Origin of the sequence: Nucisporomicrobium flavum, from assembly GCF_016464385.1 — a bacterium.
GTDB lineage: Bacteria > Actinomycetota > Actinomycetes > Mycobacteriales > Micromonosporaceae > Actinoplanes > Actinoplanes flavus_A.
Genome location: NZ_JADMLH010000014.1, coordinates 25,795 through 42,015, shown reverse-complemented (window position 1 = coordinate 42,015; position 16,221 = coordinate 25,795). Strand labels below are relative to the sequence as shown.

The 16,221-nt window shown below is 72.0% G+C and carries 14 protein-coding genes and 1 pseudogene; 2 read left to right on the top strand and 13 right to left on the bottom strand.

Translation table 11 applies throughout. The annotated features are described in order from the left end of the window. Positions 1-27: 27 nt before the first annotated feature. The 6 genes from topA to IT780_RS28740 all read right to left on the bottom strand — a co-directional run bounded on the left by topA (position 28) and on the right by IT780_RS28740 (position 8,504). The gene (topA, locus tag IT780_RS28765) at positions 28-2,856 is read right to left on the bottom strand and encodes a type I DNA topoisomerase (RefSeq protein ID WP_199514930.1); all 2,829 of its coding nucleotides are present in this window, start codon (positions 2,854-2,856) and stop codon (positions 28-30) included. A gap of 196 nt (positions 2,857-3,052) precedes the next feature. Then, a complete protein-coding gene (locus tag IT780_RS43520) occupies positions 3,053-3,961 on the bottom strand; it encodes a hypothetical protein (protein ID WP_372443814.1) in 909 nt (302 codons plus the stop codon). Positions 3,962-3,986: 25 nt separating this feature from the next. Then, a complete protein-coding gene (locus IT780_RS28755; RefSeq protein WP_199514929.1) occupies positions 3,987-4,517 on the bottom strand; it encodes a hypothetical protein in 531 nt (176 codons plus the stop codon). Between the two features lie 74 nt (positions 4,518-4,591). Beyond that, the gene (locus IT780_RS28750; protein WP_199514928.1) at positions 4,592-6,958 is read right to left on the bottom strand and encodes a sodium-translocating pyrophosphatase; all 2,367 of its coding nucleotides are present in this window, start codon (positions 6,956-6,958) and stop codon (positions 4,592-4,594) included. A gap of 737 nt (positions 6,959-7,695) precedes the next feature. Further along, positions 7,696-8,136 (bottom strand): ATP-binding protein, encoded by a 441-nt coding sequence (locus IT780_RS28745; RefSeq protein ID WP_199514927.1) that lies wholly within the window; start codon positions 8,134-8,136, stop codon positions 7,696-7,698. Further along, complete coding sequence (locus tag IT780_RS28740) at positions 8,133-8,504, bottom strand: STAS domain-containing protein (RefSeq protein ID WP_199514926.1); 372 nt, start codon at positions 8,502-8,504, stop codon at positions 8,133-8,135. Before IT780_RS28740 ends, IT780_RS28745 begins: the two co-directional genes overlap by 4 nt. A 296-nt stretch (positions 8,505-8,800) precedes the next feature. Here IT780_RS28740 and sftH point away from each other — a divergent pair, with 296 nt between their 5' ends. Continuing rightward, on the top strand, positions 8,801-11,158 hold the full coding sequence (gene sftH / locus IT780_RS28735; RefSeq protein WP_307831449.1) for a DEAD/DEAH box helicase: 2,358 nt from the start codon (positions 8,801-8,803) through the stop codon (positions 11,156-11,158). A gap of 117 nt (positions 11,159-11,275) precedes the next feature. Next, complete coding sequence (locus tag IT780_RS28730; RefSeq protein ID WP_199514924.1) at positions 11,276-13,015, top strand: methyl-accepting chemotaxis protein; 1,740 nt, start codon at positions 11,276-11,278, stop codon at positions 13,013-13,015. 7 nt (positions 13,016-13,022) lie between these two features. Here the strand turns inward: IT780_RS28730 and IT780_RS28725 are convergent, their stop codons facing one another. The 7 genes and pseudogenes from IT780_RS28725 to IT780_RS28695 all read right to left on the bottom strand — a co-directional run. After that, entirely contained in the window at positions 13,023-13,388 is a 366-nt protein-coding gene (locus IT780_RS28725; protein WP_199514923.1) for an Rv3654c family TadE-like protein, read from the bottom strand. After that, a complete protein-coding gene (locus IT780_RS28720; protein ID WP_199515048.1) occupies positions 13,385-13,756 on the bottom strand; it encodes a TadE family type IV pilus minor pilin in 372 nt (123 codons plus the stop codon). The genes IT780_RS28725 and IT780_RS28720 overlap by 4 nt, the downstream gene beginning before the upstream one ends. 83 nt (positions 13,757-13,839) lie before the next feature. Beyond that, positions 13,840-14,016, bottom strand: coding sequence for a DUF4244 domain-containing protein (locus IT780_RS42840; protein WP_307831448.1), 177 nt, complete (start codon positions 14,014-14,016; stop codon positions 13,840-13,842). A 41-nt stretch (positions 14,017-14,057) separates the two neighbouring features. After that, on the bottom strand, positions 14,058-14,711 hold the full coding sequence (locus IT780_RS28710; protein ID WP_307831447.1) for a type II secretion system F family protein: 654 nt from the start codon (positions 14,709-14,711) through the stop codon (positions 14,058-14,060). After that, positions 14,645-14,845: a hypothetical protein gene (locus IT780_RS28705; RefSeq protein ID WP_199514920.1), complete on the bottom strand. Its 201-nt coding sequence runs from the start codon at positions 14,843-14,845 to the stop codon at positions 14,645-14,647. The genes IT780_RS28710 and IT780_RS28705 overlap by 67 nt, the downstream gene beginning before the upstream one ends. Next, the gene (locus IT780_RS28700; protein WP_233413679.1) at positions 14,842-15,588 is read right to left on the bottom strand and encodes a hypothetical protein; all 747 of its coding nucleotides are present in this window, start codon (positions 15,586-15,588) and stop codon (positions 14,842-14,844) included. The genes IT780_RS28705 and IT780_RS28700 overlap by 4 nt, the downstream gene beginning before the upstream one ends. Continuing rightward, a pseudogene (locus tag IT780_RS28695) lies at positions 15,585-15,932 on the bottom strand (TadA family conjugal transfer-associated ATPase); the annotation flags it as partial. The gene IT780_RS28700 and the pseudogene IT780_RS28695, both read right to left, overlap by 4 nt. Between the last annotated feature and the right edge of the window lie 289 nt (positions 15,933-16,221).

Genomic DNA, 16,221 nt, shown 5'->3' with positions numbered 1-16,221 from the left:
TTTCCGCAGGGAATCGCGCCGCGTGGCTCAGTCGGCGGCGGCCGTCGCCTTCGCGGGGGCCGCCTTCTTCGGCGCTGCCTTCTTCGCGGCCGGCGCGGCGTTGGTCGCCTTGCGGGCGGTCGCCTTCTTGGCCGGCGCCTTCTTCGCGGCGGCCTTCTTGGTGGCCGCCTTCTTCGCGGGCTCGGCACCGTCGGCGGCCTTCTTGGCCGGCGCCCTCTTCGCGGCCTTCTTCGGCGCCGGACCCTTCGCGCGCTTCTCGGCGAGCATCTCCGAGGCCTGCTCGACGGTCAGCTCCTCCGGCGTCTGCCCGCGCCGCAGCGACGCGTTGAACTCGCCGTCGGTGACGTAAGGGCCGAATCGGCCCTCCTTGATCACCATGGGCTTCTGGGTGGCCGGGTCGGGGCCGAGCTCGCGCAGCGGCGGCTTGGCCGCCCCGCGCTGGCGGGTCTTCGGGGCCGCCAGCAGGGCCAGCGCCTCGTCCAGCGTGATCGTGAAGAGCTCGTCCTCACGCTGCAGCGACCGCGAGTCGGTGCCGCGCTGCACATACGGGCCGAACTTGCCGTTCTTGGCGACGATCTCCGCGCCCTCGGGGTCCTTGCCGACGACCCGGGGCAGGGTGAGCAGCTGCAGCGCCTGCTCCAGCGTGAGCGTCTCCGGCGACTGGGTGCGGAACAGCGACGACCGCCGTTCCCCGCTCTCCACGTACGGGCCGAAGCGGCCGGACTTGAGCACCACAGACTCACCGCTGGACGGGTCCTCGCCGAGGTTCTTCTCCCCGCCGCCGCCGAGGAACAGTTCCTTGACCTTTTCCGGGGTCAGCTCGTCGGGCGCGACACCGTCCGGGATGGAGACCCGGTCGTTCGGCGACTCCTCGGTGGCCTCCGGGAGCTGGCGCTGCAGGTAGGGGCCGTAACGGCCGACCCGCACGACGATGTGCCGGCCCTCCTCGTCGTCGAAGAGCGGGATCGAGTTGATCGACCGCGCGTCGATGGCGCTGAGGTTGTCGGTGACCAGCTTGCGCAGGCCGCCCGCCTGGGCGATCGAGTCGTCCGGGTCGGCGCTCCGGCTGCCGAAGTAGAACGCGCTGAGGAAGTCCAGCGAGGCGTGGTCGCCCCCGGCGATGCCGTCGAGGTCGTTCTCCATCGCGGCGGTGAAGTTGTAGTCGACCAGCCGCGGGTAGTGCTTCTCCATCAGCCCGATCACGGCGAACGCGATGAACGTCGGGATCAGCGCCTGGCCGCGCTTCTCCACGTACCCGCGATCCTGGATCGTCTGCATGATCGAGGCGTACGTCGACGGGCGGCCGATGCCCAGCTCCTCGAGGGCCTTGACCAGCGACGCCTCGGTGTAGCGGGCCGGCGGGCTGGTGTGGTGGCCCACCGCGGCGAGCTCCTCGGCCGTCAGCGGCTGGTCCTTGACGAGGTTGGGCAGGCGGCGCTCGGCGTCCTCGGCCTCGGCGTTCTCGTCGTCGGACGACTCGACGTAGGCGCGCAGGAAACCCGGGTCGGTGATCGTCTTGCCGGTCGCGGCGAAGTCCGCCTCCTCCTGAGCGGTGGAGACCGCCCGGATGCGCACGGAGATCGAGTTGCCGACCGCGTCGGTCATCTGCGAGGCGACCGTACGCCGCCAGATCAGCTCGTACAGGCGGAACTCTTCGCCGGAGAGCTCGTTGGCCAGCTCGCCGGGAGCCCGGAAGGTGTCGCCGGCGGGGCGGATCGCCTCGTGCGCCTCCTGCGCGTTCTTGACCTTGCCGGTGTAGCGGCGCGGCTCCGGCGGGACGCTGCGCTCTCCGTACAGCTCGGCGATCTGCCGGCGGGCGGCCGCGATGGCCGTCTCCGACAGGTTCACCGAGTCGGTACGCATGTACGTGATGTAGCCGTTCTCGTACAGCCGCTGAGCGGTCCGCATAGTCTGCTGCGACGACATGCGCAGCTTGCGCGCGGCCTCCTGCTGCAGCGTCGAGGTGATGAACGGCGCGTACGGCCGGCGCCGGTACGGCTTCTCCTCGACCCGGGTGACCTGGAACGGCCGGTCCTCGAGCCGGGCGGCGAGCCCGCGGGCACCGTCGCCGTCGAGGTGCACGACCGCCGCGCCGGGCTTGATCCGCCCGGTGGTGGGCTCGAAGTCCTTGCCGGTGGCGATGCGGTCGCCGTTGAGCGCGATCAGCGTCGCCGAGAAGTTGCGCGGCCCCTCGACCTTGCCCTGCACGGCCAGCTGGGCGTTGATGTCCCAGTACTCGGCCGTGCGGAAGGCCATGCGCTGCCGCTCGCGCTCGACCACGATGCGCGTCGCCACGGACTGGACCCGGCCCGCCGACAGCTTCGGCATGACCTTCTTCCACAGCACCGGGCTGACCTCGTAGCCGTACAGCCGGTCGAGGATGCGCCGCGCCTCCTGGGCGTCGACCAGGTCCTTGTCGATCTCGCGCGGGTTGGCGACCGCCGCCTGGATCGCCGGCCGGGTGATCTCGTGGAAGACCATCCGCTTGACCGGGACCTTCGGCTTGATCGTCTCGACCAGGTGCCACGCGATGGCCTCGCCCTCGCGGTCCTCATCGGTGGCGAGGAAGATCTCGTCGACCTCCTTGGCCAGCTGCTTCAGCTTCGCGATCTGCTGGCGGCGGTCGGAGGAGACGACGTACAGGGGGTGGAAGCCGTTGTCGACGTCGACGCCGAGCCGCGCCCACGACTCGCCCTTGTACTTCTCGGGCACCTCGTCGGCGTTCTTCGGCAGGTCACGGACATGGCCGAAGGAGGCCTCGACGAAATAGTCGGGGCCCAGGTAACCGGCGATCGTCTTGGCCTTCGACGGAGACTCGACGATGACCAGACGGATCGTCCTGGCGTTACTCGGCACGGCACTCCCACACTTCGGTTCACTCGGCGGCCCGTCGCGGACGGCGGGCACGCGGACGTTCAACGTAACGCGCCGGACGAGCTGACATTCCCCGGGCAGACAGAAGTCGGATGGTAACGGTCCGGCCACCGCACGCGTCCGACGGCGACACCGTACACCGGGAACATGCCGTCGTGTCGTACACAATCGGGGAAGATCACGCAGCGGCGCTGCCCGGCCACAGTCGCGCCGGGGCCGCGGCGGGCCGTTCGCCGATCAGTTCGGCGAGCCGGGCGAGACGCCTGCGACCTGCGATCACGTACGCCGGACCGGCCTGGATCGTGCCCGCCAGCCCCACCCGGGCGAGAGCGTCATCAATGGCTTTGTCAAGCAACCCGTCGGGATTCAGACCGAGCGCGTACCCCTGCGGCCGGGGTGACCCCGCCGCGGCGACCCAGAGGCGCAGCCTCGGCCCGTTGAGGAACAGCCTGCCGGAGGGCGGCGGCCAGCCGCGGGCAAGACCGTTCAAGCGGCTGCTGTACGCGGTCCGCACCTCGAACGCCACCGGCGGCGCACCCTCGCCGCCCTGTCCGTCCTGTCCGTCCTGTCCGGCCTTGGGAGGTTCGTAAGCGAGCTCTGCGGGCTTCCCTCCCGCGGGCTCCGGCTCCACCACCGTGTCGTCCGCCACCTCCTCGACGGGAAGCTCCTCTACGGCGGGCTCCTCGGGGGCGGGCTCATCGTCGACGGGCTCATCGTCGATCGGCACTGCGATCAAATCCGCCGGCGGCTCGTCGCGCGACCCCTCGGCCACCGGGTGCCAGTTGACCACCAGGCCCCGGGAGACCAGCTCCTCCACCAGCACGTGCACCCGCCAGGCCGCGTCCACCCGGACGGCGACGCGGGCCGTACCGCCCATCCGGCCGAGCGTCCCCGGGCCGGCCAGCAGGCCCGCCAGGTCGGCCAGCGAAGGGTCGACGGCCTCCACCCCGAAGACCGACAGCTGCTTGCCGGAGGGCGCGGTGGTGGTGGCGGCCCGGCGGGACCGGACACGGGCGGGCTCGACCGGCGCGGGCAGCACCTCGCGCGGGATCAGCGGCCACCCGGGCTCGGCCATGATCAGCGGCACTCCGGCTCTGTGCTCTCCGCCATGATCAGCGGCACTCCGGGACTTCGTCGAAGGCTTCCTTGAGCTCGACCGACGAGAGGTTGCTGGTGTCGAGCTCGCTGGCCTTGTACTCGGTGTTCAACGTCTCGACGACCGTGCCGACCTTGGCGTAGAAGTCCTTCGACGGGCTGGTCTGCAGCCCCTCGATGCCCGTCCTGGCCCGGCCGTACGCGTCGCGCATGGCGCTCAGCGACGCCGTGAAGCTCTCCGCCACCTTCTCGCCCTGGTCGACGTCGGGCACGCCGGCCTTCTCCACCCCGGCGCGGGCCCTCTCGCTGGCCGACTCCGCGCCGCCGAAGAGCCGCATCAGGTTCTCCTTCGCCTGGGCGGGCGTCGTCGCGGCGGTCATCTGCTGCTGCGTGCGGGTCGCGAGCGTGCCGATCTCCGTACGCCAGGGGGCGAGCACCTTGCACACCGAGGTGGCCCAGGCGCGCGGCGCGGGACCGCTCGAGCACGCACCCAGCGTCACGACGAGCGAGCAGACGATGAGTAAGAAGGTGGAGCGGGCCGTGCGCATGGATTGCAGCGTACGGCCAACGTACGACGGAGGGCACCCGGCGAGCGCCGAGTGCCCTCCCAGACCGCTTCGGATCAGGCGCTGACCTTCTCCGAGGTGGACGCCGACGCCGGGGCCTCGTCGCCCATCGAGATCGGCTTGCGCTTGCTCCAGACGACCGCCGCCACGATGATCAGCGCTGCCACGACCGAGATCGTCACGCGCAGGGCGGTGTTCTGGTCCGTGCCGACGCTCCAGGCCACGACGGCCGGGGCGATCAGCAGCGACACCAGGTTCATCACCTTCAGCAGCGGGTTGATGGCCGGGCCGGCGGTGTCCTTGAACGGGTCGCCGACGGTGTCGCCGATGACCGTCGCGGCGTGGGCGTCGGAGCCCTTGCCGCCGTACGCGCCGTCCTCGACCAGCTTCTTCGCGTTGTCCCAGGCGCCACCGGAGTTGGCCAGGAACACCGCCATCAGCGTGCCCGCACCGATCGCACCGGCCAGGTACGCCGCCAGCGCCCCGGCGCCCAGGCCGAAGCCCACCGCGATCGGCGCCATGATCGCCAGCAGACCCGGGGTGAGCAGCTCACGCTGCGCGTCGCGGGTGCAGATGTCGACCACCCGGCCGTACTCGGGGCGCTGGGTGCCGTCCATGATGCCGGGGAAGTCGCGGAACTGGCGGCGTACCTCCATCACGACCGCGCCCGCCGAGCGGGAGACGGCGTTGATCGCCAGGCCGGAGAAGAGGAACACGACCGCGGCGCCGATCAGCAGGCCGACCAGGTTGCGCGGGTTGGAGATGTTCAGCAGGCCGAGGATCTCGCCGCCGATCCGGTCGGGGCTGATCCCGGCGTCGGCCAGCGACGACGACAGCGTGTTCGTGTACGAGCCGAACAGCGCCGTGGCGGCGAGGACGGCCGTCGCGATCGCGATGCCCTTGGTGATCGCCTTCGTGGTGTTGCCGACCGCGTCGAGCTCGGTCAGGATCTGCGCGCCGCGCTCGTCCACGTCGCCCGACATCTCGGCGATGCCCTGCGCGTTGTCCGAGATCGGCCCGAAGGTGTCCATCGCGACGATGACGCCGACCGTGGTCAGCAGGCCGGTGCCGGCCAGCGCGACCGCGAAGAGCGACAGCGTGATGGAGGAACCGCCGAGCAGGAACGCACCGTAGACCCCGGCGCCGATGAGCAGGGCCGAGTAGACCGCCGACTCCAGGCCGACGCTGACGCCCGCGAGGACCACGGTGGCCGCACCGGTCTGCGACGACTTGCCGATGTCCTGCACCGGGCGCCGCTGCACCTCGGTGAAGTAGCCGGTCAGGGCCTGGATGGCGGCGGCGAGCACGATGCCGATCACGACCGCGCCGATGGCTACCAGGCGCGGGTTGCGGTCGCTGGCGACGACACCGGCGTCCAGGGAGGCGTCGTTGAACCCGGCGAACGTGGCCGGCAGGTAGATGAAGCTGACGATCGCCACGATGATGGCCGACAGCACGGCCGAGATGTAGAACGCCCGGTTGATGGCGGTCAGGCCGTTGCGGTCCGAGGCGCGCAGCCGCGTGATGAAGACACCGACGATGGCGATGACCACGCCGACCGTCGAGACGATCAGCGGGAAGATCAGGCCGTCCTGGCCGAACGCCGCCTGGCCCAGGATCAGGGCGGCGACGAGCGTGACCGCGTACGACTCGAAGAGGTCGGCCGCCATGCCGGCGCAGTCGCCGACGTTGTCGCCCACGTTGTCCGCGATCGTCGCGGCGTTGCGCGGGTCGTCCTCGGGGATGCCCTGCTCGACCTTGCCGACCAGGTCGGCGCCGACGTCCGCCGCCTTCGTGAAGATGCCGCCGCCGACCCGCATGAACATGGCGAGCAGCGCGGCGCCGAAGCCGAAGCCCTCGAGCACGGTCGGGGCGTCGTCGCGGTAGATGAGCACGACCAGCGCGCCACCGAACAGGCCGAGGCCCACGGTGAGGAAGCCGACCACGCCACCGGTACGGAACGCGATGCCCATCGCCTTCTCGCGGCCGCCGGACTCACCCGCGGCAGCGGCGACGCGCAGGTTCGCCCGCGTCGCCAGCGCCATGCCGGCGCCACCGATGAACGAACTGAACACCGCGCCGACGACGAAGAACAGCGACCGGCCGATCTTCACCGCGGTCTCGTTGTCGCTGTCCCCGTGCACGGGCAGCAGGAACAGCAGCACGACCGCGATGACGACGAAGATCGCCAGGGTCTTGAACTGCCGGAACAGGTACGCGGACGCACCCTCCTGCACAGCGCCCGCGATCTCCTGCATGTTGGTGGTGCCGCGCCCGGCCTTGAGGACCGACTGCACGAACATGGCGGCGAAGGCGAGCGCGACGAGCGCGAACACCACCGCGACGATGACGAACGTGACGTTCGAACCGCTGAGGGACGCCCCGCCGCTCTCCGCGGCGAGGGATATGGAGGTCCCGGACATCAATGTCCTCCTGTACACCGACCGCACCCGGTAGTGGACGAACCGGGCGCATCCCCGCATCCGGGGAGACGACAAACCGGGTCCCGCGGCCGCGGGACCAGGGAGCAGTAGCTGATTACCGGCGTACTGTAGCGGCCAGGGGTGGTGGTGGTCACACCTGGCTCCGGCCGTGTCGTGGTGATGTTTACCGCTGTGTTAGCGGTTGGCGTTCGAACGGGTGACGGCCTAGGCTCCGGGCTCCTAGCTGGGCTTTCCGGGGCCTTGCGCCGAACGGCGTCCTTTTTGCGCTGAGTGGTGTTTGCGCGGGACTCTCGGCGGAGGCTTCCCCTTCGTCCGGCGCCGTTCGCATGGCGTCGTTTCCGGTCGCCCCCCGGCCGGCCCAGGCGCCGGTGTCCATTATGTCCTTCTGGGCCGCGGTCCAGCGGTCCGGCGCGCGGGAGAGCTCGCGGTCCGTCCGTGACCGGCCGGACTTGCCCGGTCTTCGCGGCCGCGCCGACAGCTACGCAGCGCGGGCGGCAATCAAGCCGACGCGGACGGCAGTCAAGCCGACGCGGGCGGCAGTCAGGCCGACGCGGGCGGCGTCAGGCCGACGCGGGCGGCGTCAGGCCGACGCGGGCGGCGTCAGGCGGACGCGGGCAGCGGTCAAGCCGACGCGGGTGGTAGTCAACCGGCGTGGCGGCGTTCAAGCCGACGCCGGCCGCGGTGGAGTCGGCGCGGGTTGGGGTGGGGTGGGGTGGTCAGCGGCGGTGGACCGGCCAGACCATGCGGACCTCGGTGCCCGCGCCCTCCTCGACCGGGCGGACCTGCAGGTCGTCGACGAAGCCGGCGAGCAGCGCGAACCCCACGCCCGTGGTCAGCGCCTCGTCCGTGAGCGACTCGTCCGCCAACTCGTCCGGCGGCAGCTTCGTCAGGCCGATGCTGGCCTCGATCGGCGCGCGGTCGATCACCCGCACCGTGTACGAGTCCGCGTCGGACATCTCGACCATGACGAGGTCGGGCAGGTTGTACTGGTTGTGCAGCGCCACCGCTCGGGTGCAGGCCTCGCCGATCGCCAGGCGTACCTCGTCGAGCAGGTCCTCGGCGACCCCCGCGCGCCGAGCGACCGCCACGCCGACCAGCCGGGCGGTGCGGACGTGCACCGGCGCGGGCGAGAACGACAGCCGTACCGTCGCCATCACGCCGTCGGAGGGGTGTCGTCGCGTTCGCCGGACGCCGTCGAGGTGGCCGCCTCGATGGAGGGGTAGATCGGGAAGACCTGGTCGAGGGCGGTGATCCGGAAAATTTTGAGCAGCGGTTCCTTCGAGCAGACCAGGCCGAAGGTTCCACTGGCGGCGCGTAGCCGCTTGAGTGCGCCGACGAGCACGCCCAGCCCGGTGGAGTCGAGGAAGTCGACCCGGCCGAGGTCCACCACCACGTGACGCGATCCCCCGTCGACCAGCTCGACGAGACGTTCGCGCAGGCGCGGGGCGGTGTAGACGTCGACCTCCCCGCCGACGTCGAGCACCGTGTGCTCGCCGACGGTCCGGCTGGTCAGCGACAGCTCCATCGGTCCTCCTCCCTCCGGGCAAGCCCTCAGGCAGCCGATCTCCCCAGCGAATCTAACCACCGACGGTCATCCCCCGGCGCGCGGCACCCACCGTCGTACCCGTTTGGGGTTCGGGGCATACCGATGTCACAGTGCAGGACGTGAGCTCGACAGCACCGGACATTTCGGCCACTGTTCCGGGCGACCCCGCGGCGGGTCAGGGCAAACCGGCCGTTCCCGCCGCCCGAACCGACGAGCCACCTGCGCACTCCGTCGCCCCGGCGAAACAGGCGGACGTGCCAGCAGCGCGGGGGGACGTGCCGGCAACGCGGGCGGACAGCGGGCAGGGTGGGCTTGCCGCGCTGGGGCCCGCGGAGCTGCTGCACCGGCTTCGGGCGCGGCGGGCGTCCGTCGAGGATTCGCCGATCACGCATGTCGAGCGGGTCGCGGCACGGGCCGGGCGTACGGTGCCGTGGCCGGAGTGGGTGCCGCGTCCGCTGCGGGAGGCGTACGCCTTCGAGCCCTGGGAGCATCAGGCCGCCGCCGCCTCGCTCGCCCACGCGGGGCAGCACGTCGTGCTCGCCACGGGCACGGCCTCCGGCAAGTCCCTCGCGTACCAGATGCCCGCACTGAGCCGGCTGCTCGAGGATCCGCGGGCGACCGTGCTGTATCTCTCGCCGACCAAGGCGCTGGCCGCGGACCAGTTGCGGGCCGTCGCGCGCCTCGGGCTCGACGGCGTACGGCCGGCCACATACGACGGTGACACGCCGCGCGAGGAGCGCGAGTGGATCCGGCAGCACTCCCGTTTCGTGCTGACGAACCCGGACATGCTGCACCACGCCATGCTGCCCGGTCATGCCCGCTGGGCCCCCTTCCTGCGCCGTCTCGCGTACGTCGTGATCGACGAGTGCCACACCTACCGTGGCGTGTTCGGCTCGCACGTGTCGCACGTCCTGCGCCGCCTGCGCCGGTTGGCCGCCCAGTACGGCAGCTCCCCCACGTTCGTCCTCGCGTCCGCCACGTCGGGCGACCCGCAGGACGCGGCGTCGCGCCTCACCGGGCTTCCGGTGATCGCGGTGACCGAGGATGCGTCGCCGCGCGGGGCGGTCACCTTCGCGCTGTGGGAGCCGCCGCTGCTGCCGCACGAGGATCCCGATCTGCCTCCGACGCGACGGTCCGCCCTGAGCGAGACCGCGGATCTGCTCACCGACGCGGTGGTCGCGGGAACCCGTACGCTCGCCTTCGTCCGTTCCCGCCGCGCCGCGGAAGTCGTGGCGACCATGACGCGGCGTTCCCTCGACGAGGCGGTCCCCGGGCTCGGGCGGCGTGTGGCGGCGTACCGGGCGGGTTATCTGCGCGAGGACCGGCGCGCGATCGAGCGGGCGCTGATGTCGGGTGATCTGCTCGCCCTCGCGTCGACGAACGCCCTCGAGCTGGGAGTGGACCTCGTCGGGCTGGACGCGGTGCTGATCTGTGGTTACCCGGGCACCCGCGCGTCGCTGTGGCAGCAGGCCGGTCGCGCGGGCCGGGCCGGCGGGGAGGCGCTCGCGGTTCTCGTGGCCCGCGACGACCCGCTGGACACGTACCTCGTGCACCATCCCGAGGCGCTGTTCGGCCGCCCGGTCGAGGCCACGGTGCTCGACCCGGCCAACCCGTACGTGCTGGGCCCGCAACTGTGCTGCGCGGCCGCGGAGGCCCCGCTGCGCCCGGCGGATCTGGAGATGTTCGGTGGCCGCGCCGCGCGCGACGCGGTGGAGGGTCTGACCCGGACGGGAGGACTGCGCAAACGCCCGACGGGCTGGTACTGGACCCACAAGGGGCGCCCGGAGGTCGACCTGCGCGGCACGGGCGGCGCCCCGGTGGCGGTGGTCGAGTCGGCGACGGGCCGCCTGCTCGGCACGGTCGACCAGGGCTCGTCGCACGTCATGCTCCACCAGGGCGCGGTCTACCTGCATCAAGGTGCCTCCTATGTGGTCGACGACCTGGACCTGGACGACGCGGTGGCGCTCGTCCACGCGGCGGAGCCGGACTGGTCCACCCACGCCCGCGACGTGACGGACCTGTCGGTGGTCTCGGTCCGCGAGTACGTGGACGCCGGCCCGGTCGGCCTCTTCCTGGGCGAGGTGGACGTCACCAACCAGGTCGTCTCGTACCAGCGGCGCCGCATCGGCACCGGCGAGGTGATCGACACCCGTCCGCTGGACCTGCCGCCCCGCGAGCTGCGGACGGTCGCCGTCTGGTTCACCGTCTCGCCACGGGCCCTGCTCGCCGCGGGCGTCGAACCTCCGGACGTGCCGGGCGCCCTGCACGCCGCCGAGCATGCCGCGATCGGCCTCCTGCCGCTGATGGCCACCTGCGACCGGTGGGACATCGGCGGCCTGTCGACCGCCAACCACGCGGACACGCAGGCGCCGACGGTCTTCGTGTACGACGGCCATCCGGGCGGCGCGGGCTTCGCGGAGCGGGCGTACGGGACGGCAGCGGAATGGTTGCGGGCGACCCGGGAGGCGATCGCCTCGTGCGGGTGTGATGCCGGCTGCCCGTCGTGTGTGCAGAGCCCGAAGTGCGGTAACGGCAACAACCCCCTCGACAAGGCCAAGGCGGTCTCGGTCCTGGACGGGGTGCTGGCCGCCCTCCCGGAACGCACCTCCGCGGACGAGCCGACCGCGGCCTGAGAAACCGGCAGCGCAGTTCAGCGGCCGACTCCGGCCGGTTCCGCCGTGGCGCGCCGCCACCTCGGATCATCGCGGGGAAGCCCGGACACCATCACTCTTTTCGGTCATATTGGTCCTATGAACGAGTCGCGCGACGATCTTGCGGCACCGGCGACGTCATCGGGCGCCCCCGAGGGGTCCCTTCCCGTCCCGCGCCCCACCATCGCGTTCCTGGCGATCGGCGTTCTCGTGCTGTCGGTGATGTGGATCCAGACGGTCACCGGCGCCGGCCGGGACAGCGACATGTTCGCGACGTGGTTCTTCAACGCCGTGTTGCTGTGCGGCGCTCTCGCGTGCATCATCACAGCCGTCCTCCGGCCGAATCATCGCCTGATCGCCGGGGTCATGGGCGCAGGCCTGCTACTCGACGCGATCGGTGGCCTGGTGGCCTGGTTGATCGAGCGGAACGGCGAGCTGTCCACCCCCTCCCTCGCGGACGCCCTGTGGCTGTCGATCTATCCCGCCGAGTACGTCGTCCTGCTCCTCCTGATGCGCCGGCGCATCGGGCGCGCCACCGTGACGGCCAAGCTCGACGGCGTGCTCAGCGGGCTCGCGATCGCCTCGGTGGTGGTCTGTGTGTCCCTGCCCGTCACGCTCTCCGACGACAGCGACGCGGGATTCTGGGTGAACGCCACGAACCTGTCGTACCCGATCGCCGACCTGATCCTGCTCGGGGTCGTGGTCAGCGCGCTGTCGCTCAACAACTGGAAAGTCGACCGCCGGTGGGCCGTGCTGATCTGTGCGGTGCTCGCCTGGGAGACCGCCGACCTGCTGTACCTGGGCATCGTGGCTTACCTCGACCGCTTCGGCGACGTCCTCGTCCTCTCCGGCGCCCTCGGCGTTGCCACCGCGGTCACCTGCTTCACCGACAGGCCACTTCCCGAGAACGACAGCGACCGGGGCCTGCTGTCGCCCGTCATCTTCTGCCTGCTGCCGCTCGGCGTGCTGGTACTCGGTGGACCGCTGCAGCTCACCATGGTCGGTGTCGTCCTCGCCGGGCTCGCCCTCCTGGTCGCCCTCGTCCGGATGGCCATCACCCTCAAGCAGAACCAGCGGATGATCGCGAGCAACCGCGCCCAGCTTCAGGAGCAGCGGCGTACTCAGGAGTCGCTGCAGGCCACGCTCACCGAACGGAACCAGCTCGACGAGCAGATGCGCACCCTGCTCGACGACCAGCGCGCCGCCGAGGAACGCTCCCGCGTACGCGCCCAGCGCCTGCTCAGCGAAACGAACACCCTCGTCGCCGGGCCCCTGTCGCGAGTGGTCGACCAGGTCCGTACCGTCGAGCAAACCGCCACGTCGATCGACGGGCAGGTGTCGACCGCGGACAACGTCGCCGCCGGTGTCGTCGAGCAGGCTCACGACGTGGACCGGGCGGTGGCCGTGCTCGCCGAGAGCCTGCAGCGCATCGGCGGGGTGGCCACGGTGATCAGCGGCCTCGCCGACCAGACGAACCTGCTCGCGCTCAACGCCACCATCGAGTCGGCACGAGCCGGGGAAGCCGGCAAGAGCTTCAGCATCGTCGCCGCCGAGGTCAAGGAACTGTCCCGGGACACCGCGAAGTTCACCGACGAGATCGCAGTGATCATCGAATCGCTGCGGACCGACGCCGGCGCGGTCACGAGCGCGATCACGTCGATGACCGCGGGCATCAACCGCATCAGCTCCGTCACCGCCGTGATCCGCAACGAGGTCGCCCAGCAGCGCGAGGCCCTCGGCCACCTGACCCGGCAGGCCCAGCAGGCGACCGCTCAGGCACGACGGATAGGCGACGAGGATCGGGACTCGGCCGGCGCCCACGTGGGCGCCGCCATCTGACAGCTGCTCAGCGGTCGACCGGGCCCGCTCTGGCCGTGGCTGATGTGTGGCGCCGGGGTCCCGGCAACGGCTCGACCGCGGTTTCCGCCACGACCACAATGTCCCGCCCCTCCAGCCGGCATCCGGTCAGCCGGCCTCCGTTCGCCGCCACCAGCTGGGCGGCCCGTGCGCAGGCGACTTCCTGTCCTTCGACGGCCCGCATCGCCCCTGCGAGGGCGCCCAGGTCGGCCGCCGTCCGGGCCTGGTGCCGCCCGACCCGCGCGGCACCGACGGCCGCGCCGGCCACACCGCCCGCGACGAGGACGAGGCCCACCGCCAGCACAAGGATCGACGCGGCGCCACGATCACGGACGGTCCGGTCGTAGCGGGTCACCGGGTCATCTCCGGTTCGCGTGCTGCCGTGGCGCTGCCTTCGACCGTCACCGCGGGCAGGCGTGCGCCGAGGACGGCCACCGGAGCTCGTACGGTCACCGTCACCGTGTCGCCGCCGTCGATGAGGTCGACGTCGGCACCCGGGGGCGCGGCCCGGATCGCCTCCGCGGGGCCCGCACCACCGCGGGCGGCGATGAGGGCGCCGTCGCGGGCGGCGTCCACACATCGGCCCTTGGTGGTCACGGCGGTGACAGCGGTGAGACCGGAGAAGAGCAGAAGCATGAGCGCCGGCAGCCCGGCCGCGAGTTCGGCCGTGAACGACCCCCTGTCGCCGAACCGTACGAGTCGTCGCGCGCGGCCGTGAACCAGCGAACCTCCGGGACCGTCCTGAGCGGACGGGCCACCCGGACCGGCGGGCGAATGTCGAGGGCGGCCGGACCGCCGGCGCTCGGTCACTTCAGCGCCTCGTTGATCACCCGGGTCAGCGACTGCTGAACGGTGGGGCTGGTCAGGACCTTGAGCAGGACGCCGGCGAAGGCGACGGCGGCCAGGGTGCCGACCGCGTACTCCGCGGTGTTCATGCCGTCGTCGCGGCCGGCCTCGGCACGGAGGGTGGCGAGGCGGGCGATGAGTCGGTACACGGATGCTCCTTCTTGTCGTGGTTGATGGGTCAGAGGACGTCGCCGAGGACGGCGACGACGACCGGTACGAGGCCGGCGAGCAGGAACGCCGGCAGGAAGCACAGGCCCAGGGGAAGGACGATCAGGACTCCGGCGCGCCGGGCGGCCGCCTCCGCGGCGATGGCCCGGTCGGCACGCAGGTCGTCGGCGAGACGCGTGCATGCCCCGGACAGGGCCCCTCCGCTGGCGCTCGAGCGGACCGCCGCCGCGGTGAGGCGGTCCGCGCCCGTGACGCCGGCCAGGTGGGACCAGGCCTCGGGCGGGTCGGCGCCCAGGCGGAGCGAGCGGGCGACGCGGTCGAGGCGTTCCGCGAGCGGACCGCCCAGCGCCTCGGCGACGGCGGAGGCGGCGTGGTCGACCGGTGCACCCGCGCGCAGAGCCGCCGCCAGCAGGTCGGCCGCGAGCGGCAGGTCCGCCTCGGCCCGCGTACGGCTGGCGCGCACGTCGGCCGGCTCCTGGCGTTTCAGCCATCGGTCGATCCCGTACGCGACGACCGCGGCGACCGGGATGCCCCACCAGTGACCGGCGTACCAGAGGATCGCCGCGCCGCAGGTGAGCGCGACGACGATCCGGCGGATCATGCGGCGGCCCGGCGAATCACGGCGGGGCGGGTCAGGGCTCGCAGGTCGGCGCGCAGGGGGCAGGCGACGGTGGCGGGAGCGGCGTACGGCATCCGCGAGGCTCGCAGCAGGACCGCGACGCAACAGGGCTGGAGCGGGATCTGGACCGGGCCGCCGACGCGCAGGATCGCCTCCGCGCCGCAGGTGGAGGCCGTCATCGCGCGGCTCCGGCGGTCAGGCGGCCCGCCCAGGTCAGGCCGGCGCCCTGCAGGAGTGCCGCGCCCGTGGCGCACGCTGCCCCGATCGGGGTGTGGAGCAGCACCCGCAGCGGATCCACCCCGATGAAGTAGCCGAGCGCGATCCCACCGAGGGGCAGGGCAGCCAGCAACAGCGCGGTTGCCTGCGCGCCTGCGGCTTGGGCTACAGCGGCGGCTCGGGCCCGGTCAGCGGCACGTGCGTCGGCCTCGATGCGATCCACGAGGTCGGCGGTCGGTGCGCCCGTACGGTCGGACAGCCGCTGCGCGGACCCCGCGAGCCGGCCGAGGCGCCCACCGATCGCGGGCATCGCGGAAAAGCCCAGCCCGGCCCGGAGATCGGCGGCCAGGGCACTCAGCTCGTCGAGGCTGCGGGACCGCTCGACGGCGGCCTGCCGGTCGGTGAGCCGCCGGGTGAGCTCGCGCGCCCCGAGCGCCGCGTACACCGCGCCGACCAGCGCGGCCACGGGCCCGCCGAGGACGAAGCCTGCGACGGCGACGGCTGCGACGGCACCGATGAGGGTGCGCCGAGGTCGCCGGGCGAGCAGGGCGCGTACGGCAGAGCCGTTGACCGAGGCCAGCGGGGACCGAGGCGGGGCCAGGCGGCGCAGCGCCGTGCGGGCCGGCCATGCGGCGACCACGGCGGCGGCGACCAGCAGTGCCGCCGCGAGGAGCCACGGCCAGGCCGTGGGCGGGGCGGCCGTCATCCCTGACACCCCAGAACGGGCGGGACGGCCACCCCGCGCTCGGTCAGCAGGCGGGCAAGGGCCGGTGCGCCCGGGCCTGCGCCGCGTCCCCGCTGCCAGGCGGGGATGACGGTGGCGAGGTGCTGCTCCCCCGTCGGCAGCAGCACCCCGACCGAGTCCAGGACGCGGCCGCGGTCGATCCGGCGTACCTGGAGAATCACCTGGAGGGCCGCCACGGCCTGGGCGTGCAGGGCGGCCCTCGGCAGGCCACCCAGCATGCCGAGCGCCTCGAGCCGGGCCGGTACGTCCACCGGCGCATTGGCGTGCAGGGTGCCGGCGCCCCCCTGTGGCTCGCCAAGATTCATGTCAGTAGGCAGGCGTCCTGGCCTGCGTTCTGACATGTAGCAGAAAGTCAACTCTGCAAGATCATCGGCAGATAGATGTCAGTAACGGAACAACGGCACGCGTGACAGCTTCACCGATTGCGCTTGCCCCACTACTCAGGTCGAACGCCGTGCCGCGACCTCGAGTCGCTTCAGCTACATGCCTCAGGCGGATTCCTGTCAAGGGCACCCGACGACGGCCCGGTCGTCAGGATGGCCGCCACACCTGGCTGCGGCGGCGACATCTTCGCCTGCGGCAACGCGGCGTTCA